This is a genomic window from Streptomyces sp. CC228A, assembly GCF_021390935.1.
Classification (GTDB): Bacteria; Actinomycetota; Actinomycetes; order Streptomycetales; family Streptomycetaceae; genus Streptomyces.
Genome location: NZ_JAJPUI010000001.1, coordinates 834,569 through 856,925, shown reverse-complemented (window position 1 = coordinate 856,925; position 22,357 = coordinate 834,569). Strand labels below are relative to the sequence as shown.

18 protein-coding genes and 3 rRNA genes are annotated in these 22,357 nt (G+C 69.8%); 17 read left to right on the top strand and 4 right to left on the bottom strand.

Going from position 1 to position 22,357, the window contains the following annotated elements; translation table 11 throughout:
* Positions 1-11 precede the first annotated feature (11 nt).
* From L6E17_RS03805 to L6E17_RS03790, 4 genes are all read left to right on the top strand, one after another.
* Positions 12-803 carry an ABC transporter ATP-binding protein gene (locus L6E17_RS03805; protein ID WP_236239310.1) on the top strand — a complete coding sequence of 264 codons (792 nt, stop codon included), beginning with the start codon at positions 12-14 and terminating at the stop codon, positions 801-803.
* 122 nt (positions 804-925) lie between these two features.
* Complete coding sequence (locus L6E17_RS03800; protein ID WP_236239309.1) at positions 926-1,354, top strand: NfeD family protein; 429 nt, start codon at positions 926-928, stop codon at positions 1,352-1,354.
* A gap of 100 nt (positions 1,355-1,454) precedes the next feature.
* The gene (locus tag L6E17_RS03795) at positions 1,455-2,384 is read left to right on the top strand and encodes an SPFH domain-containing protein (RefSeq protein ID WP_236239308.1); all 930 of its coding nucleotides are present in this window, start codon (positions 1,455-1,457) and stop codon (positions 2,382-2,384) included.
* 97 nt (positions 2,385-2,481) lie between these two features.
* Positions 2,482-3,252 carry a sulfite exporter TauE/SafE family protein gene (locus L6E17_RS03790; protein WP_236239307.1) on the top strand — a complete coding sequence of 257 codons (771 nt, stop codon included), beginning with the start codon at positions 2,482-2,484 and terminating at the stop codon, positions 3,250-3,252.
* 45 nt (positions 3,253-3,297) lie between these two features.
* On the opposite strand, the gene L6E17_RS03785 is transcribed toward L6E17_RS03790, so the two are convergent.
* From L6E17_RS03785 to L6E17_RS03775, 3 genes are all read right to left on the bottom strand, one after another.
* Positions 3,298-3,807 carry an HNH endonuclease gene (locus L6E17_RS03785; protein ID WP_236239306.1) on the bottom strand — a complete coding sequence of 170 codons (510 nt, stop codon included), beginning with the start codon at positions 3,805-3,807 and terminating at the stop codon, positions 3,298-3,300.
* A gap of 144 nt (positions 3,808-3,951) precedes the next feature.
* Positions 3,952-4,491 carry a YbhB/YbcL family Raf kinase inhibitor-like protein gene (locus L6E17_RS03780; protein ID WP_236239305.1) on the bottom strand — a complete coding sequence of 180 codons (540 nt, stop codon included), beginning with the start codon at positions 4,489-4,491 and terminating at the stop codon, positions 3,952-3,954.
* A gap of 42 nt (positions 4,492-4,533) precedes the next feature.
* On the bottom strand, positions 4,534-5,316 hold the full coding sequence (locus L6E17_RS03775) for a sporulation protein (RefSeq protein WP_236239304.1): 783 nt from the start codon (positions 5,314-5,316) through the stop codon (positions 4,534-4,536).
* A 125-nt stretch (positions 5,317-5,441) separates the two neighbouring features.
* Between L6E17_RS03775 and L6E17_RS03770 the strand changes: the two genes are divergently transcribed.
* The 6 genes from L6E17_RS03770 to L6E17_RS03745 all read left to right on the top strand — a co-directional run bounded on the left by L6E17_RS03770 (position 5,442) and on the right by L6E17_RS03745 (position 14,124).
* Positions 5,442-6,083, top strand: a complete 642-nt coding sequence (locus L6E17_RS03770) for a DNA-3-methyladenine glycosylase (protein WP_236239303.1) — start codon at positions 5,442-5,444, stop codon at positions 6,081-6,083.
* Positions 6,084-6,597: 514 nt separating this feature from the next.
* Positions 6,598-8,123 (top strand): 16S ribosomal RNA (locus tag L6E17_RS03765).
* A 314-nt stretch (positions 8,124-8,437) separates the two neighbouring features.
* Positions 8,438-11,560: ribosomal RNA gene (locus tag L6E17_RS03760) — 23S ribosomal RNA — on the top strand.
* 135 nt (positions 11,561-11,695) lie between these two features.
* Positions 11,696-11,812: ribosomal RNA gene (gene rrf / locus L6E17_RS03755) — 5S ribosomal RNA — on the top strand.
* Together the 16S, 23S and 5S rRNA genes form the textbook arrangement of a ribosomal RNA operon.
* 138 nt (positions 11,813-11,950) lie before the next feature.
* Positions 11,951-13,255: a hypothetical protein gene (locus tag L6E17_RS03750; RefSeq protein ID WP_236239302.1), complete on the top strand. Its 1,305-nt coding sequence runs from the start codon at positions 11,951-11,953 to the stop codon at positions 13,253-13,255.
* Positions 13,240-14,124: a tetratricopeptide repeat protein gene (locus L6E17_RS03745; protein WP_236239301.1), complete on the top strand. Its 885-nt coding sequence runs from the start codon at positions 13,240-13,242 to the stop codon at positions 14,122-14,124. Before L6E17_RS03750 ends, L6E17_RS03745 begins: the two co-directional genes overlap by 16 nt.
* Before the next feature lie 92 nt (positions 14,125-14,216).
* Here the strand turns inward: L6E17_RS03745 and L6E17_RS03740 are convergent, their stop codons facing one another.
* Positions 14,217-15,503, bottom strand: coding sequence for a DUF1015 family protein (locus L6E17_RS03740; RefSeq protein ID WP_236239300.1), 1,287 nt, complete (start codon positions 15,501-15,503; stop codon positions 14,217-14,219).
* A 92-nt stretch (positions 15,504-15,595) separates the two neighbouring features.
* Between L6E17_RS03740 and L6E17_RS03735 the strand changes: the two genes are divergently transcribed.
* The 7 genes from L6E17_RS03735 (at position 15,596) to L6E17_RS03705 (ending at position 22,323) form a co-directional block, all read left to right on the top strand.
* Positions 15,596-16,633, top strand: coding sequence for an HAD hydrolase-like protein (locus L6E17_RS03735; protein WP_236239299.1), 1,038 nt, complete (start codon positions 15,596-15,598; stop codon positions 16,631-16,633).
* Positions 16,634-17,089: 456 nt separating this feature from the next.
* Positions 17,090-18,094: a FecCD family ABC transporter permease gene (locus tag L6E17_RS03730; RefSeq protein WP_374109001.1), complete on the top strand. Its 1,005-nt coding sequence runs from the start codon at positions 17,090-17,092 to the stop codon at positions 18,092-18,094.
* Between the two features lie 92 nt (positions 18,095-18,186).
* A complete protein-coding gene (locus L6E17_RS03725; protein ID WP_236239645.1) occupies positions 18,187-19,188 on the top strand; it encodes an iron chelate uptake ABC transporter family permease subunit in 1,002 nt (333 codons plus the stop codon).
* Positions 19,189-19,241: 53 nt separating this feature from the next.
* Positions 19,242-20,078 carry an ABC transporter ATP-binding protein gene (locus tag L6E17_RS03720; RefSeq protein ID WP_236239298.1) on the top strand — a complete coding sequence of 279 codons (837 nt, stop codon included), beginning with the start codon at positions 19,242-19,244 and terminating at the stop codon, positions 20,076-20,078.
* A gap of 142 nt (positions 20,079-20,220) precedes the next feature.
* On the top strand, positions 20,221-20,541 hold the full coding sequence (locus tag L6E17_RS03715; RefSeq protein ID WP_236239297.1) for a hypothetical protein: 321 nt from the start codon (positions 20,221-20,223) through the stop codon (positions 20,539-20,541).
* A 7-nt stretch (positions 20,542-20,548) separates the two neighbouring features.
* Positions 20,549-21,364 (top strand): TlyA family RNA methyltransferase, encoded by an 816-nt coding sequence (locus L6E17_RS03710; protein WP_071264188.1) that lies wholly within the window; start codon positions 20,549-20,551, stop codon positions 21,362-21,364.
* A gap of 26 nt (positions 21,365-21,390) precedes the next feature.
* Complete coding sequence (locus tag L6E17_RS03705) at positions 21,391-22,323, top strand: NAD kinase (protein WP_236239644.1); 933 nt, start codon at positions 21,391-21,393, stop codon at positions 22,321-22,323.
* Positions 22,324-22,357 lie beyond the last annotated feature (34 nt).

The window sequence follows — 22,357 nt, the reverse complement described above, 5'->3', positions numbered from 1 at the left end:
ACAACGCGCTCATGAGCGATGTACTGGAGCTGGTGGACGTATCCGTGGTCCGCGACGGACGCGCTCTGGTGGACGAGGTCTCCTGGTCGGTCAAGGAGGGCGAGCGCTGGGCCATCCTCGGCCCCAACGGCGCCGGCAAGACCACGCTCCTCAACGTGGCCTCCACCTACGTCTTCCCCACCCGCGGCACCGCCCGCATCCTCGGCGAGCAGCTCGGCAAGGTCGACGTCTTCGACCTGCGCCCCCGCGTCAGCATGGCCGGCATCGCCATGGCCGAGAAGCTGCCCAAGCGCCAGACCGTCCTCCAGACCGTCCTGACCGCCGCGTACGGCATGACGGCCGGCTGGCAGGAGGAGTACGACACCGTCGACGAGGAACGCGCCCGCGCCTTCCTCGACCGCCTCGGCATGTCCGGCTTCCTCGACCGGAACTTCGGCACCCTCTCCGAAGGCGAGCGCAAGCGCACCCTCATCGCGCGCGCCCTGATGACCGACCCCGAACTGCTCCTCCTCGACGAGCCCGCCGCCGGCCTCGACCTCGGCGGCCGCGAGGACCTCGTCCGCCGGCTCGGACGCCTCGCCCGCGACGCGTACGCACCCTCCATGATCATGGTCACCCACCACGTGGAGGAGATCCCGCCCGGATTCACCCACGTTCTGATGATCCGTCAGGGCAAGGTGCTGGCCGCGGGCCCGCTGGAGACCGATCTCACCTCCCGCAACCTGTCCCGCTGCTTCGGCCTGCCCCTGGTCGTCGAGCGCATGGGCGACCGCTACACCGCCCAGGGCCTGCCCCTCGGCTGACGCCGCTTCCGCCGCCGCTTCGCCGCCGCAGGCAGACGCCGCCCCCGCGCACCGAAGGGCCCGGAACCACCGGGCCCTTCGCACCCTGGTCCCCGCCGCGCCACCGCACTTACCATGACGACGTGGACATCGACGCATGGGTGTGGTGGCTGATCGCCGCGGTCGGACTGGGCATTCCCCTCGTCCTCACCGCGATGCCGGAATTCGCCATGTTCTCCATCGGAGCCGTCGCAGGAGCCGTCACCGCAGGACTCGGCTTCGGCGTACCGGCCCAGATCATCGTCTTCGTCGTCGTCTCCGTCGCCCTGCTCGCCGTCGTACGGCCCATCGCCGCACGGCACCGCGCGGGCCGACCGGAGCACGCCAGCGGCGTCGACGCCCTGAAGGGCCGTCAGGCCACCGTGCTGGAAAGGGTCCACGGCGACGGCGGGCGCATCAAACTGGCCGGCGAGGTCTGGTCCGCCCGCTCCTTCGCCGCCGACCAGGTCTTCGAACCCGGCGAACAGGTCGACGTGGTCGAGATCGACGGGGCCACGGCCGTCGTCATGTGACGCACAGCGGTCAAACGACCGAACCACCGCGCACGGCGGCCCGCCGTCTGGAAAAATCGATCATCGAAACCAACCGGCAGCGAAGGGCACGGGGAACACGATGCCATCCGTCATCATCGTCCTGGTCATCCTGGTGGTGCTTGTCTTCATCGCCCTGATCAAGACGATCCAGGTCATCCCACAGGCCAGCGCCGCCATCGTCGAGCGGTTCGGCCGCTACACCCGCACGCTCAACGCGGGCCTCAACATCGTCGTCCCGTTCATCGACACGATCCGCAACCGGATCGACCTGCGGGAACAGGTCGTCCCCTTCCCGCCCCAGCCGGTGATCACCCAGGACAACCTGGTCGTCAACATCGACACCGTCATCTACTACCAGGTCACCGACGCCCGCGCCGCCACCTACGAGGTCGCCAGCTACATCCAGGCGATCGAGCAGCTCACCGTCACCACACTCCGCAACATCATCGGCGGCATGGACCTGGAGCGCACCCTGACCTCCCGCGAGGAGATCAACGCCGCCCTCCGCGGCGTCCTCGACGAGGCCACCGGCAAGTGGGGCATCCGCGTCAACCGCGTCGAACTCAAGGCCATCGAACCGCCCACCTCCATCCAGGACTCGATGGAGAAGCAGATGCGCGCCGACCGCGACAAGCGCGCGGCCATCCTCACCGCCGAGGGCATCCGGCAGTCCGCCATCCTCACCGCGGAGGGCGAGAAGCAGTCCGCCATCCTCCGCGCCGAGGGCGAGGCCCGCGCCGCCGCTCTCCGCGCCGAGGGCGAGGCCCAGGCCGTGCGCACCGTCTTCGAAGCCATCCACGCGGGCGACCCCGACCAGAAGCTGCTGTCCTACCAGTACCTCCAGATGCTTCCGAAGATCGCCGAAGGCGACGCCAACAAGCTCTGGATCGTGCCCAGCGAGATCGGCGACGCCCTCAAGGGCCTCTCCGGCGCCTTCGGCAACATGGGCAACGGCACCTCCGGCTTCCACATCAAGGAGCAGCGCCGCGAGGAACCCAGCGTCGACTGACCGGCCCGCGTCCCACCCCCGGCCCCCCGTCGACCGGCCGCCCCGCCCTCGTGCATGATCGGTGCACCCACCACCGACCACGCACGGGGGCGTACACATGACCACCTGGGAGATGCTCGCCGTCTTCGCCGCGGGCATCGGCGCCGGCACCATCAACACCATCGTCGGATCAGGCACCCTCATCACCTTCCCCGTCCTGCTCGCCACCGGCGTCCCCCCGGTCACCGCCACCGTGTCCAACGCCCTCGGCCTGATCCCCGGCTCCATCAGCGGCGCCATCGGCTACCGCGCCGAACTCACCGGCCAGCGCAGCCGCATCCTGCGCCTCAGCATCGCCGCGGCCATCGGCGGGCTCGCCGGAGCCTTCCTGCTCACCCAGCTGCCGGCCACCGCCTTCGAGACGATCGTGCCCGTCCTGGTCACGCTCGCCCTCGTCCTCGTCGTCCTCCAACCGCGCATCACCCGGGCCGTACAGGCCCGCCGCGACCGCACGGGCAGGACCGAACTGCCCGCCCACGGCGGCCCGATGCTCTTCGCCGGCCTGCTCCTCGCCAGCGTCTACGGCGGCTACTTCACCGCGGCCCAGGGGATCGTCTACCTCTCCCTCATGGGCATCCTGCTCGACGACAGCCTCCAGCGCCTCAACGCCGTCAAGAACGTCCTGGCCGCCGTCGTCAACAGCGTCGCCGCCCTGTTCTTCGTCTTCGCCGCCGAGTTCGACTGGACGGCCGTCGCCCTCATCGCCGCCGGCTCCACCATCGGCGGCCAGCTCGGCGCCCGCATCGGCCGCCGCCTGCCCCCGACCGTCCTGCGCGTGGTCATCGTCGCCGTCGGCAGCGCCGCCATCGTCCAACTGACCACCCGCTGACAGCGCACCCGCCCCGACACCGCGTCGGGGCGGGCCAGGGCACTCTCAGGCCGCCTGCACCCGGCCGAGCCACTCCGGCAGCCCGTCCCGGTCGGCGGCCCGCAGCGCCAGCAGCATCGCGTCCGCCGGCGTGGGCACGAACGGCTGCCGCAGCAACGGCATTCCCGCCTCCTCAGGAGTACGGTCCGCCTTGCGGTGGTTGTCCTGCGCGCACGACGCCACCGTGTTCAGCCAACTGTCCGCACCGCCCTGCGACCGGGGCACCACGTGGTCCACCGTCGTCGCCCGCCCACCGCAGTACGCGCACCGGTGCTGGTCCCGCACCAGCACACCCCTCCGCGACCACGGGGCCTGTCTTCGGAACGGCACCCGCACGTACCGGCACAACCTGATCACCCGGGGCACCGGAAGCTCCACCGCCGCGGCACGCACCCGCAGCTCCGGGTGCGCCTGCTCCACGACGGCCTTGTCCTGGAGGACGAGCACCACCGCACGGCTCAGCGACACCGTCGACAACGGCTCGAAGCTCGCGTTCAGTACCAGCGTGTCCCGCATGGGTGCCCACCTCCAGAGTGCCGCCCACCCCCTGGCGGGCTCTGGCTCAACTCTGGCCTTGCGCATGGGGCAGGACAACGCAATAAAAAGGTGCCCGCCCCCGCTCTCTGCCAGACCAGGGGCGGGCGAACAGCAGGCGAACTCTCAGCTTGCCGCGGGGTTCTCGTACTCACCGACCAGCTGCGCACGCGCCAGCGTGTGGAACCGCAGGTTGAAGCCGACCACGGCCGGCGACGCGTCGTCGTCCGGCCCCAGCTTCTCCTGGTCCACGGCGTACACCGTGAACACGTACCGGTGCGGTCCGTCCCCCGGCGGCGGCGCCGCACCACCGAAGTCCTTCGACCCGTAGTCGTTGCGGACGTGCACCGCGCCCTCGGGCAGCCCCTCGAACTTCCCGCCGCCGGCGCCCGCGGGCAGCTCCGTCACCGACGCCGGGATGTCGAACAGCACCCAGTGCCAGAACCCGCTGCCGGTCGGCGCGTCCGGATCGAAGCAGGTCACGGCGAAACTCTTCGTCTCCGCCGGGAACCCCTCCCACCGCAGGTGCGGCGAGGTGTTCCCCTCTGCGTACACCTGCGCGTCCGCCAGCGTCGCACCCGGCGCGACATCGTCGCTCACCACGGTGAACGACGGCACGGGCGGGTGGAAGTCATGAGGGAGCGGAGCCCTCTTCGCCTCGGCCACGTAACAACCTCCGATTCGCTGTGAAGCCCGACGCCCCCGAGCCTAGAACCAGTTGCGCTTGCCGCCGACGTCGGCGAGCCACTGGTGCAGGTACGCCGGCCAGTCCGTGTTCTGGAAGCCCGCGTGCTGCACCACGAACGCCCGGAACGAGTCGCTGCCCTCGGTGAACATCCCGCCCTTCTTGTCCATCTCCAGCACGACGTCCATCTCCCGCTCGTCGGCGACGAACGACACCTCGACCTCGTTCAGCCCGCGGTACTGCGCCGGCGCCAGGAACTCGATCTCCTGGTAGAAGGGGAGCTTCTGCCGCGTCCCCCGGATGTGCCCCTGCTCCATGTCGGCGTTCTTGAAGCGGAAGCCCAGCTGGATGAACGCGTCGAGGATGGCCTGCTGCGCCGGCAGGGGGTGCACGTGGACCGGGTCCAGGTCGGTGGAGTCCACGGCGCGCGCGATGGCCAGCTCCGTCGTCACCCCGATCTCCATCCCGCGCAGCTGCTGCCCGGCGATGCTCGTCACCGGCGTCTCCCACGGGATCTCCAGGCTGAACGGCAGCACGTGCACCGCCTCGGCCCGCAGCGTGAAGGCGCCGCCGAGCTGCACCTTGGTGAACTCGATGTCCCGCTTCACCTCCTGGTCCCCGCCCTCGACCTCGACGCGGGCCTGGAGCCCCATGGACAGGTGCTGGATCTCCTGGTCGACGGAACCGCCCTCGATCCGCACCTCGCCCTGAACGACGCCGCCGGGCACCACGTTCGGCTCGGTCAGGACCGTCTCGACGTTCCCACCGCCCGCTCCCAGGCTCGCGAGCAGCTTCTTGAAGCCCATGTCCACTCCTAGTAGTACGTGTCGGCTCTTCCCCGCGTGCGGGTACGCACGCGGGGAGGGTAGACCGTAGCCGGTTCCGCAGACCGTAGCCGTTTCCGCGCCCGGCGCCAGTACGCTCGTCCAACATGATCGAGAGCCCCGACCGTACGCCGCTGCCCCGGGACTTCTTCGACCGCCCCGTGCTGGACGTCGCCCCCGATCTGCTGGGCCGGACCCTGGTACGGATGACGGACGACGGCCCCATCGAGCTCCGCCTCACGGAAGTGGAGGCATACGCCGGCGAAGCCGACCCCGGCTCCCACGCCTACCGGGGCCGTACCGCACGCAACGCCGTGATGTTCGGCCCGCCGGGACACGTGTACGTGTACTTCACGTACGGGATGTGGCACTGCCTGAACCTGGTCTGCGGCGCCGAGGGCACCGCCGCCGGCGTCCTGCTGCGCGCGGGGGAGATCCGGGTCGGCCACGACCTGGCCCGGCACCGCCGCACCTCGGCGAAGTACGACCGCGAGCTGGCCAAGGGCCCCGCGCGTCTCGCCACCGCCCTGGACGTCGACCGCAGCCTGGACGGCGCGGACGCCTGCGCGGGCCCCGCCTCCCCCCTGTCCGTCCTGGCCGGCACCCCCGCCGCGCCCGCCTCCGTGCGCAGCGGACCCCGCACCGGGGTGGGAGGTGCGGGCGCCGTGCACCCCTGGCGCTTCTGGATCGACGGCGACCCGACGGTCAGCCCGTACCGGGCCCACACGCCCCGCAAGAGGAAGGCTTGACGCCGGACGGCGGACCGCCTAAGCTCGACCGAGCCGCAAGAGCCGGGGGACGCTGTATCAGCACCCCGGAGCGGCCAACCCCACCATCAAGCAATCTCCCCCTCGAACGGGGTCGTTTCCGGTGCGCCGGAAACGTACGCCGGGCGTGGACCGGGCCTCGATTAGGAGCCCCAAGGGAAATCCGCTAAAGTGGCGGGGCGCCGAAAGGCAAAGGCCCTCCAACGGCCACCGGAAACGAAATCCGAACCGGAAACGGAACGGGAAAAGGATCTGGTAAGGTTGGAAACACCGAAGGGAAGCGCCCGGAGGAAAGCCCGAGAGGGTGAGTACGAAGGAAGCGTCCGTTCCTTGAGAACTCAACAGCGTGCCAAAAGTCAACGCCAGATATGTTGATAACCCCGTCTCTTGGAGACGAGGTTCCTTTGAAAAACACAGCGAGGACGCTGTGAACCGGGAGACTATTCCTCTCCCGGTTCCGCTCAACGCGAGTGTTGACCCGGATCACCGGGAAGCATTCACGGAGAGTTTGATCCTGGCTCAGGACGAACGCTGGCGGCGTGCTTAACACATGCAAGTCGAACGATGAACCACTTCGGTGGGGATTAGTGGCGAACGGGTGAGTAACACGTGGGCAATCTGCCCTGCACTCTGGGACAAGCCCTGGAAACGGGGTCTAATACCGGATACGACCACTTCAGGCATCTGATGGTGGTGGAAAGCTCCGGCGGTGCAGGATGAGCCCGCGGCCTATCAGCTTGTTGGTGAGGTAACGGCTCACCAAGGCGACGACGGGTAGCCGGCCTGAGAGGGCGACCGGCCACACTGGGACTGAGACACGGCCCAGACTCCTACGGGAGGCAGCAGTGGGGAATATTGCACAATGGGCGAAAGCCTGATGCAGCGACGCCGCGTGAGGGATGACGGCCTTCGGGTTGTAAACCTCTTTCAGCAGGGAAGAAGCGAAAGTGACGGTACCTGCAGAAGAAGCGCCGGCTAACTACGTGCCAGCAGCCGCGGTAATACGTAGGGCGCAAGCGTTGTCCGGAATTATTGGGCGTAAAGAGCTCGTAGGCGGCCTGTCACGTCGGTTGTGAAAGCCCGGGGCTTAACCCCGGGTCTGCAGTCGATACGGGCAGGCTAGAGTTCGGTAGGGGAGATCGGAATTCCTGGTGTAGCGGTGAAATGCGCAGATATCAGGAGGAACACCGGTGGCGAAGGCGGATCTCTGGGCCGATACTGACGCTGAGGAGCGAAAGCGTGGGGAGCGAACAGGATTAGATACCCTGGTAGTCCACGCCGTAAACGTTGGGAACTAGGTGTGGGCGACATTCCACGTCGTCCGTGCCGCAGCTAACGCATTAAGTTCCCCGCCTGGGGAGTACGGCCGCAAGGCTAAAACTCAAAGGAATTGACGGGGGCCCGCACAAGCGGCGGAGCATGTGGCTTAATTCGACGCAACGCGAAGAACCTTACCAAGGCTTGACATACACCGGAAACATCTAGAGATAGGTGCCCCCTTGTGGTCGGTGTACAGGTGGTGCATGGCTGTCGTCAGCTCGTGTCGTGAGATGTTGGGTTAAGTCCCGCAACGAGCGCAACCCTTGTCCCGTGTTGCCAGCAGGCCCTTGTGGTGCTGGGGACTCACGGGAGACCGCCGGGGTCAACTCGGAGGAAGGTGGGGACGACGTCAAGTCATCATGCCCCTTATGTCTTGGGCTGCACACGTGCTACAATGGCCGGTACAAAGAGCTGCGATACCGTGAGGTGGAGCGAATCTCAAAAAGCCGGTCTCAGTTCGGATTGGGGTCTGCAACTCGACCCCATGAAGTCGGAGTCGCTAGTAATCGCAGATCAGCATTGCTGCGGTGAATACGTTCCCGGGCCTTGTACACACCGCCCGTCACGTCACGAAAGTCGGTAACACCCGAAGCCGGTGGCCCAACCCCTTGTGGGAGGGAGCTGTCGAAGGTGGGACTGGCGATTGGGACGAAGTCGTAACAAGGTAGCCGTACCGGAAGGTGCGGCTGGATCACCTCCTTTCTAAGGAGCACTTCTCACCGGGCATTGCCCGGTCAGGGGCCAGTACATCAGCGAGTGTCTGATGCTGGTTGCTCATGGGTGGAACGTTGACTATTCGGCCTGGTGCATGGGTCGAAGACCGCTAGTACTGCCTCGTCAGGGGCGTGGAACGTGTGATCTTCGGACGTGGCCGGGTCGGGCGCGCTGTTGGGTGTCTGAGGGTGCGAGCGTTGCTTGCCCTTCATGCGCCGGCCCCAGTGAACTCGCTGCTTTGTGGCGGGGTGATGGGTGGCTGGTCGTTGCTTGAGAACTGCACAGTGGACGCGAGCATCTGTGGCCAAGTTTTTAAGGGCGCACGGTGGATGCCTTGGCACCAGGAACCGATGAAGGACGTGGGAGGCCGCGATAGGCCCCGGGGAGCTGTCAACCGAGCTGTGATCCGGGGGTGTCCGAATGGGGAAACCCGGCAGTCGTCATGGGCTGTCACCCGCTGCTGAACACATAGGCAGTGTGGAGGGAACGCGGGGAAGTGAAACATCTCAGTACCCGCAGGAAGAGAAAACAACCGTGATTCCGGGAGTAGTGGCGAGCGAAACTGGATGAGGCCAAACCGTATGTGTGTGATACCCGGCAGGGGTTGCGCATGCGGGGTTGTGGGATCTCTCTTCTGTTGTCTGCCGGCAACAGGGCGAGTCAGAAACCGTTGATGTAGGCGAAGGACATGCGAAAGGTCCGGCGTAGAGGGTAAGACCCCCGTAGCTGAAACATCAGCGGCTTGCTTGAGAGACACCCAAGTAGCACGGGGCCCGAGAAATCCCGTGTGAATCTGGCGGGACCACCCGCTAAGCCTAAATATTCCCTGGTGACCGATAGCGGATAGTACCGTGAGGGAATGGTGAAAAGTACCGCGGGAGCGGAGTGAAATAGTACCTGAAACCGTGTGCCTACAAGCCGTGGGAGCGTCGCGCAGGGACTTGTCCTTGCGTCGTGACTGCGTGCCTTTTGAAGAATGAGCCTGCGAGTTTGCGGTGTGTTGCGAGGTTAACCCGTGTGGGGTAGCCGTAGCGAAAGCGAGTCCGAATAGGGCGGTTGAGTAGCACGCTCAAGACCCGAAGCGGAGTGATCTAGCCATGGGCAGGTTGAAGCGGAGGTAAGACTTCGTGGAGGACCGAACCCACCAGGGTTGAAAACCTGGGGGATGACCTGTGGTTAGGGGTGAAAGGCCAATCAAACTCCGTGATAGCTGGTTCTCCCCGAAATGCATTTAGGTGCAGCGTCGTGTGTTTCTTGCCGGAGGTAGAGCACTGGATAGGCGATGGGCCCTACCGGGTTACTGACCTTAGCCAAACTCCGAATGCCGGTAAGTGAGAGCGCGGCAGTGAGACTGTGGGGGATAAGCTCCATGGTCGAGAGGGAAACAGCCCAGAGCATCGACTAAGGCCCCTAAGCGTACGCTAAGTGGGAAAGGATGTGGAGTCGCAGAGACAACCAGGAGGTTGGCTTAGAAGCAGCCACCCTTGAAAGAGTGCGTAATAGCTCACTGGTCAAGTGATTCCGCGCCGACAATGTAGCGGGGCTCAAGCGTACCGCCGAAGTCGTGTCATTGCAGCATGAGGGCCAACGCCCGCTGTGATGGGTAGGGGAGCGTCGTGTGCCGGGTGAAGCAGCACCGGAAGGTAGTTGTGGACGGTTCACGAGTGAGAATGCAGGCATGAGTAGCGATACACACGTGGGAAACGTGTGCGCCGATTGACTAAGGGTTCCTGGGTCAAGCTGATCTGCCCAGGGTAAGTCGGGACCTAAGGCGAGGCCGACAGGCGTAGTCGATGGACAACCGGTTGATATTCCGGTACCCGCTTTGAAGCGCCAACGCTGAATCCAGCGATGCTAAGCCCGTGAAGCCGCCGGCTGAGTCTTCGGACGAGGTCGGAGTGGTGGAGCCGGTGAACCGGACTGGTAGTAGGTGAGTGATGGGGTGACGCAGGAAGGTAGTCCAGCCCGGGCGGTGGTTGTCCCGGGGTAAGGGTGTAGCCCGAGGGGTAGGTAAATCCGTCCCTCATGTAAGGGTGAGACCTGATGCCGAGCCGATTGTGGCGAAGTGGATGATCCTATGCTGTCGAGAAAAGCCTCTAGCGAGTTTCATGGCGGCCCGTACCCTAAACCGACTCAGGTGGTCAGGTAGAGAATACCGAGGCGTTCGGGTGAACTATGGTTAAGGAACTCGGCAAAATGCCCCCGTAACTTCGGGAGAAGGGGGGCCATGTCTGGTGATGGCACGTGCTGCCGGAGCTGGGTGTGGCCGCAGAGACCAGCGAGAAGCGACTGTTTACTAAAAACACAGGTCCGTGCGAAGCCGTAAGGCGATGTATACGGACTGACGCCTGCCCGGTGCTGGAACGTTAAGGGGACCGGTTAGCTCCATTTCGGTGGGGCGAAGCTGAGAACTTAAGCGCCAGTAAACGGCGGTGGTAACTATAACCATCCTAAGGTAGCGAAATTCCTTGTCGGGTAAGTTCCGACCTGCACGAATGGCGTAACGACTTCTCGACTGTCTCAACCATAGGCCCGGTGAAATTGCACTACGAGTAAAGATGCTCGTTTCGCGCAGCAGGACGGAAAGACCCCGGGACCTTTACTACAGTTTGATATTGGTGTTCGGTTCGGCTTGTGTAGGATAGGTGGGAGACTGTGAAGCTTGGACGCCAGTTCAGGTGGAGTCGTCCTTGAAATACCACTCTGGTCGTGCTGGATGTCTAACCTGGGTCCGTGATCCGGATCAGGGACAGTGTCTGATGGGTAGTTTAACTGGGGCGGTTGCCTCCTAAAGGGTAACGGAGGCGCCCAAAGGTTCCCTCAGCCTGGTTGGCAATCAGGTGTTGAGTGTAAGTGCACAAGGGAGCTTGACTGTGAGACCGACGGGTCGAGCAGGGACGAAAGTCGGGACTAGTGATCCGGCGGTGGCTTGTGGAAGCGCCGTCGCTCAACGGATAAAAGGTACCCCGGGGATAACAGGCTGATCTTCCCCAAGAGTCCATATCGACGGGATGGTTTGGCACCTCGATGTCGGCTCGTCGCATCCTGGGGCTGGAGTCGGTCCCAAGGGTTGGGCTGTTCGCCCATTAAAGCGGTACGCGAGCTGGGTTTAGAACGTCGTGAGACAGTTCGGTCCCTATCCGCTGTGCGCGTAGGAATATTGAGAAGGGCTGTCCCTAGTACGAGAGGACCGGGACGGACGAACCTCTGGTGTGCCAGTTGTTCTGCCAAGGGCATGGCTGGTTGGCTACGTTCGGGAGGGATAACCGCTGAAAGCATCTAAGCGGGAAGCCTGCTTCGAGATGAGTATTCCCACCCACTTGATGGGGTAAGGCTCCCAGTAGACGACTGGGTTGATAGGCCGGATATGGAAGCACCGTGAGGTGTGGAGTTGACCGGTACTAATAGGCCGAGGGCTTGTCCTCAGTTGCTCGCGTCCACTGTGTGGTTCCCGGGTTGCGAACAGTCGCACCGGCACACCACATCACCATTGTTCAAGTGAATAGTGTGCTTGTTCGCTGCCCTTGCCAGCACCCGCTCCGCGGGATGGCCTTTAGGGTTTCGGTGGTCATAGCGTTAGGGAAACGCCCGGTTACATTCCGAACCCGGAAGCTAAGCCTTTCAGCGCCGATGGTACTGCAGGGGGGACCCTGTGGGAGAGTAGGACGCCGCCGAACAATCTTTCATGGACCCTTGGTCCCAGCGTGCATGCTGGGACCAAGGGTCCTTTTTTGTTGTTGTCTTTGCTCGAAGCGCGGTGGCACGTCGACTGCGCGAGAATGACATGCGGTACCCCGCAGACAGGAGCCACACCGATGTCCACCAACTCCTCCGACGACCGTCCGGAGCGTGAGCCGCGTCGTAGGGACGGAGGCGATCGGGGCGGCTACCGCGGCGACCGTGACCGCGAGCGGGGCGGCTTCCGCCGCGACGACGACCGCCGAGGCGGCAGCTTCCGCCGTGACGACCGGCGCGACGACCGCCGTGATGACCGGCGCGGTGAAAGGCCGCCCTTCCGGCGGGACGACCGTGACCGCGACGTCCGCGACCGTGACCGTGGCGGTTACCAGGGTGGCGGCTTCCGCCGTGACGACGACCGCCGAGGCGGCGGCTTCCGCGGCGATGACCGCCGTGACGACCGTCGGGACGAGCGCCGTGACGACCGTCCGGGGTTCCGCCGGACCGACGACCGCGACCGGGACAGGAACGTCCGCGACCGTGACTCCCGTGACCGGGACCGCGGCGGTTTCCGGGGTGCCGGCGACCGGCCGACGTGGTCTCGCGACGACCGGCGTGACGACCGTGCACCGCGCCGCGACGACCGCCGTGACGATCGTGGTGGGTTCCGTGGGCGCGACGACCGTCGTGCTGAGCGCGGCGGGTACCGCGGACGGGACGACCGGCGCGACCAGGGCGGCACCTTCCCCCGCGACGACCGTGCACCGCGCCGCGACGACCGGCGGGACGACCGCGGTGGGTTCCGTGGGCGCGACGACCGGCGTGACGACCGGCGTGACGATCGTGGTGGGTTCCGTGGGCGCGACGACCGTCGTGATGAGCGCGGCGGCTTCCGCGGGCGTGACGACCGCCGTGACGACCGCCGTGACGACCGGCGCGACGACCGCGGCGGGTACCGCGGACGGGACGATCGGCGCGACCAGGGCGGCACCTTCCCCGCGACGACCGTGCACCGCGTCGCGACGACCGCCGTGACGACCGCCGCGACGACCGTGCACCGCGCCGCGACGACCGCCGTGACGACCGGCGCGACGATCGTGGTGGGTTCCGTGGGCGTGACGACCGGCGCGACGACCGCGGTGGGTTCCGCGGGCGGGACGACCGTCGTGACGACCGGAGGGACGACCGCCGTGGCGGGGGCTTCCGTGGGCGTGACGACCGGCCGCGCGGGCCCCGTCGGGACGACGAGCGGGGCGGTTTCCGCGGCGACCGGGACCGCGGCGGCTTCCGCGGCGGCCGGGGCGAGCGGGGCGACCGCGACCGCGGTGGCTTCCGGCGTGCGGAGGGGGAGCGCACGCACGACCGTGAGCCCGTCAAGCGGCTGCCCATCCCCGAGGACGTCACCGGCGACGAGATCGACAAGGACGTGCGGCAGGAGCTGATGAGCCTGCCGAAGACCCTCGCAGAGGATGTCGCCAAGAACCTGGTGATGGTCGCCCGGCTCATCGACGAGGACCCGGAGGGCGCCTACGGCTACTCGCGGGTCGCGCTGCGGCTGGCCTCGCGTGTGGCCGCCGTACGGGAGGCCGCCGGCTTCGCGGCGTACGCCACGCAGAAGTACGCGGAGGCGCTCGCCGAGTTCCGGGCGGCACGGCGGATGACCGGTGGCGTCGAGCTGTGGCCCGTCATGGCGGACTGCGAGCGCGGGCTCGGACGCCCCGAGAAGGCGCTGGACATGGCAGGCGCGCCGGAGGTCCACAAGCTGGACAGGGCCGGTCAGGTCGAGATGCGGCTCGTGGCCGCCGGAGCCCGGCGGGACATGGGCCAGCTGGACGCCGCGATCGTGACCCTCCAGTCGCCGGAGCTCGCCTCCCACTCCGTCCAGCCGTGGACCGCGCGGCTGCGGTACGCCTACGCGGACGCGCTCCTGGCGGCCGGCCGGGAGGACGAGGCCCGCGAGTGGTTCGCCAAGGCCCTGGAGTCGGACAAGGACGGGTCGACCGACGCGTCGGACCGGCTGGCCGAGCTCGACGGCATCGAGTTCACGGACGCGTTCGACGAGACCGCCGAGCTCGACGAGGTCGACGCGTTCGATCAGGTCGACGAGGTGGATGAGAACGACGAGGCCGACGAGGCCGACGGGGCCGACGGGGCCGACGGGGCCGACGGGGCCGACGGGGCCGACGGGGCCGACGGGGCCGACGAGAGCGCCGGAAACGACGCGCTCGTTGACGGCGGCGACCAGGACAGCGGCGACGCGGCCGCTGAGGACGCCCGCCCCGAGGACCGCGCCGACGGCGAAGGCCGCTGAGCGGGACATCCGCTGAGCCGGACGCCGGCTGAGTGCGCCGCGACGCAAGGAAGGGCGGCACCCCCACCCCGGGGGTGCCGCCCTTTCGGCGTTCAGTCCAGGGTGAGGCTGCGCAGCACCAGACCGGTCGCGGGCTTCGGGCCGAACGACGTCGACTTGCGGGGCATGGTCACGCCCCGGCGCGCCAGGTCCCGTACGACCTCCTCCCGCACTGGGTGCATCAGGACGGCCGTACCGCCCCGGCGCTCCGCCTGCTCCACGGCCGCCTCCGCGTCGTGGATGTACGCGATGTGCTCGGGCGAGTCGGGGACGTGCCACAGGTGGTCGAGCATCGTGGCGTGCAGGACGGTGGCGTCCAGCGTGCGCCAGGGCTCCGGGCGCCCCGCCGGGACCGTGCGGGCGAGCAGCTCCGGGTCGGGGCGGTCGACGAGGTGGAAACCCCCGTCGCCGGCGAGGACGAAGGCGTTCCCGCCGCCCCCCGCGGCGTCGGCCAGCACCTCCAGGGCCGACGTGAGCGAGGCGCCTTCCAACCTCCGCACCCGGAACGCCCCGTCGAGGGCCGCCGCGGCGTCGGCCACCGGCAGGCCGTACAGGAGGCGGTGGATGGCGCGGACCTGGAGCGGGTACTCCGCCGTGTCGATGAGGAGGACGAGGCCGTAGTTCCAGGGGCCGGGTCCCGACTGCTCCTCCCGAAGGCGCAGGTACGTCGCCCAGCGGTGGTGCCCGTCGGCTATCAGCGCCTGGTGGCGGCTCAGGTCGTCGGTGGCGGCCGCCAGCTCGCCGGGGTCCGTCACCGCCCACAGGCGGTGGCTGAACCCGTCCTCGGTGGTCGTGGCCAGCAGCGGGGCGCCCTTGATCGTCCGCTCGATGACGGCCGACGCCCCGGTGGCTCCGCCGTCCCCGCGGTAGGTGAGCAGCAGCGGCTCCAGGTGGGCTCCGAGGGTCCGCATGAGGGCGGCCCGCTCCTCCACGACCTCCGGCATCACGTCCTCGTGCGGCAGCACCACGCCCTCGGCGGGTACGGACAGCTCCAGGGCGCCGATCACCCCGCGCTGCAGCAGCTCGCCCCTGCGCTGCTCGTACACGTAGAGGGCCTGTTCCTCGTCCGGGGCGAGGACGCCCGACGCCAGCCAGTCGGCGAGCGTGTCGGCCGCGCGGCGGGATCGCGCCTCCGCGGTGGGGGCCTGCGGCAGGATGAGGCGGACGATGTTGTGCGGGTCCGACGACTCCAGGTGGTGCAGCCCGTCGGGCCGTACCACCACGTCGTACGGCGGTGAGGTCACCGCGGCGAGACTGCCGACCTGTTCGGGGACGTACCGCAGTCCATGGAAGGGTTTCAGGCGCAGACCGCCATGGGCCGCAGGACCTCTCGTCATCATCCTTGCATCGTAGGTGCCCGAAGGGATGAGCGATGATCGGGTGAAGGAATCGTCTGGGCAAAAAGACGGCGCGACGCGAGGAGTGCAGGGTGATGGGGCAGTGGCGGAGCCGGCCGGATGCGAGCACGCGGGTGCTCAGTGAGGCGTACGACACGGCGCTGCTGGACCTGGACGGGGTGGTCTACTCCGGGCCTGAGGCCGTGCCGTACGCGGTGGAGGCGCTGGAGGCGGCGCGGGCCGGGGGGATGCACCTCGCGTACGTCACCAACAACGCGCTGCGCACCCCCGAGGCGGTCGCCGCGCACCTGACGGAGCTGGGGGTCCCGGCCTCCGCCGGGGACGTGGTCACCTCCGCGCAGGCGGTGGCCCGCCTGATCGCGGAGCAGGTGCCGCCGGGGTCGCGGGTGCTGGTCGTCGGCGGGGAGGGCCTGCGGGTCGCGCTGCGCGAGCGGGGGCTGGTGCCCGTGGAGTCCGCGGACGACGACCCGGCGGCCGTGGTGCAGGGGTACGGCGGCCCCGACCTGCCGTGGGGGCGGTTCGCGGAGGCGGCGTACGCGGTGGCGCGCGGGGTGCCGTGGTTCGCGTCCAACACGGACCTGACGATTCCGGGGGCGCGAGGCATCGGACCCGGGAACGGGGCGGCCGTGGAGGTCGTCCGGATCGCGACGGGGGGCGCCGCCCAGCCGAGCGTCGCCGGGAAGCCGCTGCCGCCGATGCACCGGGAGACGGTGCTGCGGACCGGAGCGCAGCGGCCGCTGGTGGTGGGGGACCGGCTGGACACCGACATCGAGGGCGCCTTCAACGGCGGGGTCGACTCCCTGCTGGTGCTCACCGGCGTGACCGATCCGGCGGCGCTGCTGGCGGCGGTGCCGGAGCACCGGCCGACCTACGTGGACGCGGACCTGCGGGGCCTGCTGACCGGGCAGCCCGAGGTGGCTGCCGAGGGGCCGGGCTTCACGTGCGGCGGCTGGTCGGCGTCGGTGTCCGGGGGCGGGGACGCCCTGGTGCTGGAAGGGGACGGCGCACCGCTGGACGGGCTGCGGGCCCTGTGCGCGGCGGCCTGGACCCGGGCGGGCGCGGAGGCGTGCGGCCTGTCCGCGGACAAGGCGCTGGCCCGGGCGGGCTGGTAGTGCGTCGCCGCCGCGTACCCGGCGGAGTCCCTGGCCCCGCGGGCCGTACCCCGGCGGACGGTGGCGGGGCCGGGCGCGGTCGTCACCGGGTGCCGGGCGGCCGGGCCGAGCGGGGTTGGCGCACGGAGTGACGGCGGGTGGCCGGTGCCCGGGGCTGCCTCGGGGCCGGTCCGCGGTGCCTGGCGGGCCGGGCAGGCCGGTTGGCGTGGTGGCGCTGTGCAGTGGGCGGCCGGGGCGCGCCTTGGCTGCGGGGGTGGCCAGGAGCGGGCCGCCCGGCTGTCTCGGGGCCGGTTCGTGGTGCCTGGCGGGCCTGGCGGGCTCGGCGGCCGGGGTGGGCGGCCCAGGGGCGGCCCGCCGCTCAGCCGACGCCCCCCGATCATTTGACGGAGGGTAGGCTAACCTAACCGGGTGTTGGTCGAGAGTCCTCCCGAAGCGAGCGCGGTCCCGCAGGCCGCCGTGCGGAACCGCAGGCGCACCGCCCTGCGGGTCGCCGGGCTGCTGCTGTCCCTCGGAGTCCTGCTGCTGGTCTGCGCCGCGAGCATCGCGGTGGGCGCCAAACCGCTGCCCCTGGCGGACGTCTGGCACGGCGTGTTCCACAACTCCGGCACCGGCAACGACGTCCTCATCGCCGACGTCCGGCTGCCGCGCACCCTCATGGGCCTGCTCGCCGGGCTCGCCCTGGGCGTGTCCGGCGCGGTCATGCAGGCCCTCACCCGCAACCCGCTCGCCGAACCCGGCCTCATGGGGGTGAACGCCGGCGCGGCGGCCGCCGTCGTGACCGCGACCGGCTTCCTCGGGGCGACGTCCTTCATGGGCTTCGTCTGGTTCGCGTTCGCCGGGGCGGCCGCGGTGTCCGTCCTCGTGTACGTGCTCGGCGGCGGGCGCAGCGCCACACCGGTGCGGCTCGCCCTCGCGGGAACCGCGACGACCGCCGCGCTGTACGGCTACGTCAACGCCGTGCAGCTGCTGGACTCCGCCGCGCTCGACCGGCTGCGCTTCTGGACCGTGGGCGCGCTCTCCGGGGCCGGCATGGAGCTCGTGGCCTCGGTCGCGCCGTTCATCGGAGTCGGCGCGCTGCTCGCGGCGCTCATCGCCCGGCCGCTGAACGCGATGGAGATGGGCGACGACACCGCCCGCTCCCTGGGCGCCGACCTCACCCGCACCCGGGTGCTCGCCATGCTCACCGTCACCCTGCTGTGCGGCGCCGCCACCGCCGCGTGCGGGCCGATCGTCTTCGTCGGCCTGATGGTGCCGTACCTCGTGCGCGCGCTCACCGGCCCCGACGTGCGGTGGATCCTCGCGTACGCCGCGGTGCTCGCGCCGGTGCTGCTGCTGGGCGCCGACGTCGTCGGGCGGGTCGTCGTCCGCCCGTCCGAACTCCAGGTCGGCATCGTCACCGCGGTCATCGGCGGACCCGTCTTCATCCACCTCGTACGCCGCAAGAGGATGGCCAAGCTGTGACCGTCACCTCTCCGCCCCGCTCCCCGTCCCCCGGCACCCCGACGGCCCCCGCCCGCACGCGGACCGTCCGGGCGGTCCGCACGCGCGGCGGGCTGTCCGTCCGCGTCGAGCCGCGCGTGCTCGCCGTCGGGCTCGCGCTCGCCGCGCTGACCCTGGCGGCGGCCGTCGTCCTCATCGGCAGCGGCGACTTCCCCCTCACGCCGGGCGAGGTCGTCGCCACCCTGCTCGGCGACGGCACGGCGGTCCAGGAACTCGTCGTCATGGACATGCGGCTGCCGAGGGCCCTCGTGGCGATCCTCGTCGGGGCCGGGCTCGCGGTCGGCGGCGCGGTCTTCCAGACCATCACCCGCAACCCGCTCGGCAGCCCCGACATGCTGGGCATCAGCCACGGCTCCATCGTCGGTGCCCTCCTGGTGATCGTCGTCCTCGGCGGCGACTCCGGCGCGGTCGCGGCGGGCGGGCTCGCCGGCGGCCTCGCGACCGGTGCCGCCATGTACCTCTTCGCGTGGCAGCGGGGCGTGCACGGCTTCCGCATCGTCCTGATCGGCATCGGGCTCACGGCCGTGCTCACGGCCGTCATCCACTACCTGATCACCAAGGCGAACCTCGTCGAGGCCACCCGCGCCATCGCGTGGATGACCGGATCCCTGGAAGGCCGCGACTGGAAGGAGTTCTGGCCGCTGCTCGCCGCCGGCGCCGTGCTGCTCCCGCTGGTCCTCGCCTACGGCAGGCCGCTGCGCATGCTGGAGATGGGCGACGACGCGGCCTTCGCGCTCGGCGTGCCGGTGCAGCGCGTACGGGTGGTGCTGCTGGTCGCCGCCGTGCTGCTGGTCGCCGCCGCGACCTCCGCGGCCGGCCCCATCGCCTTCGTCGCCCTCAGCGCCCCGCAGCTCGCCCGGCGGCTGACCCGCTCGCCCGGACCGAACCTCGGCGTGTCCGCCCTCACGGGCTCCGCGCTGCTGCTCATCGCGGACCTCGTCGCCACCCACGCGTTCGGCGAGCGCCGGCTGCCCGTGGGCGTCGTCACCGGCATCGTCGGGGGCGGCTACCTGCTGTGGCTCCTGGTCGCCGAGCGCAGGGCCGGGCGGATATGACACCGCCGCCGGACCCGTACGTACCGAACGCCAGGAGCACCAGGAGCCCCGCCATGCAGACACAGCCCCAGGGCGGCCAGCGGCTGAGCGCGCAGTCCGTCACCCTCGCCTACGAGCAGCGGACCATCGCCGCCGACCTGTCCGTGGAGATACCCGACCACTCCTTCACGGTGATCGTCGGACCCAACGGCTGCGGCAAGTCCACGCTGCTGCGCGCCCTGGCGCGGATGCTGAAGCCCGCGAAGGGCCGGATCCTGCTGGACGGGCAGTCCATCCACTCGCTGCCCGCCCGGAAGGTCGCCCGCACCCTCGGCCTGCTGCCGCAGTCGTCGATCGCGCCCGACGGCATCACCGTCGCCGACCTCGTCGCCCGCGGCCGCTACCCGCACCAGGGGCTGCTGCGCCAGTGGTCACCGGACGACGAGCGGATCGTCCAGGAGTCGATGGACGCCACCGGGATCGGCGACCTCGGCGACCGGTACGTCGACGAGCTGTCCGGCGGTCAGCGGCAGCGCGTGTGGATCGCCATGGCGCTCGCCCAGCAGACACCGCTGCTGCTGCTCGACGAGCCGACGACGTACCTCGACATCCAGCACCAGATCGACGTGCTCGACCTGTGCGCCGACCTCAACGAGCAGCAGGGCCGCACACTCGTCGCCGTCCTGCACGACCTCAACCACGCGGCGCGGTACGCCACCCATCTGATCGCCGTACGGGGCGGTGAGGTCGTCGCACAGGGCCCGCCGGCCGAGATCGTCACGGCCGAGCTGGTGCAGCGGGTCTTCGGGCTCCGCTGCCAGGTCATTGACGACCCCGAGACCGGCACGCCCCTGGTGGTGCCCGCGGCGCGGCGGGCCCGCGCGGTGGCGGCCGCCGCAGCCGGCGCCTGAGGCGCCCCGGCGCCGCACCGGGGCCCCGCCCCCGGCGGCGACCGGCACACCCCTCGCGGCGCCCCCGGCGGCGACCGGCACACCCCTCCGGCGCCGCCGGGGCGACCGGCCGCGGGCCCGGGGTTCGCGGTAGCGTCGGGGCATGGACGACACCACCACCCCCGGCACGGCCGCGCGGCAGCCGGCCGAGGCCGACGGGCTCCCGCAGGCGGTGGCCACCGGGCAGGTCGGGCCCGCGCGTGCGGAGGCCGCCGACGCGCCCGTGCCGCCGGGAGTCGACAGGGCACCGACGGGTCACCCGCAGGTCGACGCCGCGCTGGAGCGGCTCGGCAGTGTCGACCACCTCCCGGCGGAGGGACACCTGGAGGTGTACGAGGATGTGCACCGGGGACTGCGCGACACGCTGACCGCACTGGACGCGCCGCACCCCCACCCGGGACCGCCGAACGACCTCAGGAGCTGAACCGAACGTGGCAGGAGCCGCACGCCGCCGTCTGGACGCCGAGCTGGTACGCCGCAAGCTGGCCCGCTCACGCGAACACGCGAGCCAGCTCATCGCGGCGGGCAGGGTGACGGTCGGCGGCACCACCGCGACCAAGCCCGCCACCCAGGTCGAGACCGCCGCCGCCATCGTGGTCGCCCAGGACGACGCGGACCCCGACTACGTCTCGCGCGGCGGCCACAAACTCGCCGGCGCCCTCGCCGCGTTCGTCCCGCGCGGACTGGAGGTCGAGGGGCGCCGGGCGCTCGACGCCGGGGCCTCCACGGGCGGGTTCACCGACGTGCTGCTGCGGGCCGGCGCCGCGCACGTCGTCGCCGTCGACGTCGGCTACGGCCAGCTCGCCTGGTCCCTCCAGAGCGATGAACGCGTCACCGTCAAGGACCGTACGAACGTGCGGGAACTGACGCTCGACGTGATCGGGGGGGAACCGGTGGACCTCGTGGTGGGCGACCTGTCCTTCATCCCGCTCGGCCTCGTCCTGCCCGCGCTCGCGGGCGTGACCGGCCCCGGCGCCGACCTCGTGCTCATGGTGAAGCCGCAGTTCGAAGTGGGCAAGGAGCGCCTCGGCAGCGGCGGCGTGGTGCGGAGCCCCGAACTGCGCGCGGAGGCGGTGCGCAACGTGGCGCGGCAGGCGGCGGAACGGGGACTCGGCGTGCTGGGCGTGACCGCGAGCCCGCTGCCCGGGCCCTCCGGGAACGTCGAGTACTTTCTGTGGCTGCGGGCGGGCGCGCCCGCACTGGACCCGGCGGACGTCGACCGGGCGGTGGCGGAGGGACCTCGTTGAGCACGACACCGAAGTCAGCCGGGGCCGTGGCGGCCGGGACCGCGGCGGAGGCCGGGGCGGGCGCCCCGGCGCGTACCGTCTTCCTGCTCGCGCACACGGGGCGGCCCGCCGCCGTCCGCAGCGCCGAACTCGTCGTCCTCGGCCTGCTGCGCAGCGGCATCGGCGTACGGGTCCTGGCCGCGGAGGCCGCGGACCTGCCGCTGCCGCCCGCCGTGGAGACCGTGCCGGAGGCCACCCCCGGGGTGCTCGACGGGTGCGAGCTGCTGATCGTGCTGGGCGGCGACGGGACGCTGCTGCGCGGCGCCGAGTTCGCGCGCGCCTCCGGCGTGCCGATGCTGGGCGTCAACCTGGGGCGGGTCGGCTTCCTCGCCGAGGCGGAGCGCGACGACCTCGACAAGGTCGTGGACCGGGTCGTGACCCGGGCGTACGAGGTCGAGGAGCGGATGACACTGGACGTCGCCGTGTACGACAACGGCGACGTGCTCCACACGAACTGGGCGCTGAACGAGGCCGCGGTGCAGAAGGTCGCCCCGGAGCGGATGCTGGAGGTCGTCCTGGCGATCGACGGGCGGCCCGTGACCGGGTTCGGCTGCGACGGCGTCATCTGCGCCACCCCGACGGGCTCCACCGCGTACGCGTTCTCGGCCGGAGGACCGGTGATCTGGCCCGAGGTCGAGGCGCTGCTGATGGTGCCGATCGGCGCGCACGCGCTGTTCGCCAAGCCGCTGGTGACCACACCCGACTCGGTGCTGACGGTGGAGGTGGAGCCGCACACGCCCGACGGGGTGCTGTGGTGCGACGGGCGGCGCACCGTCACCCTGCCCGCGGGCGCCCGGGTGGAGGTGCGGCGCGGCTCGGTGCCGGTGCGGCTGGCGCGGCTGCACCACGCGTCGTTCTCGGACCGGCTGGTCGCGAAGTTCGCGCTGCCCGTGTCGGGTTGGCGCGGCGCACCGCACTGACCCCGCCCGGCCGGACCGCCGGGACCCGGGCCGC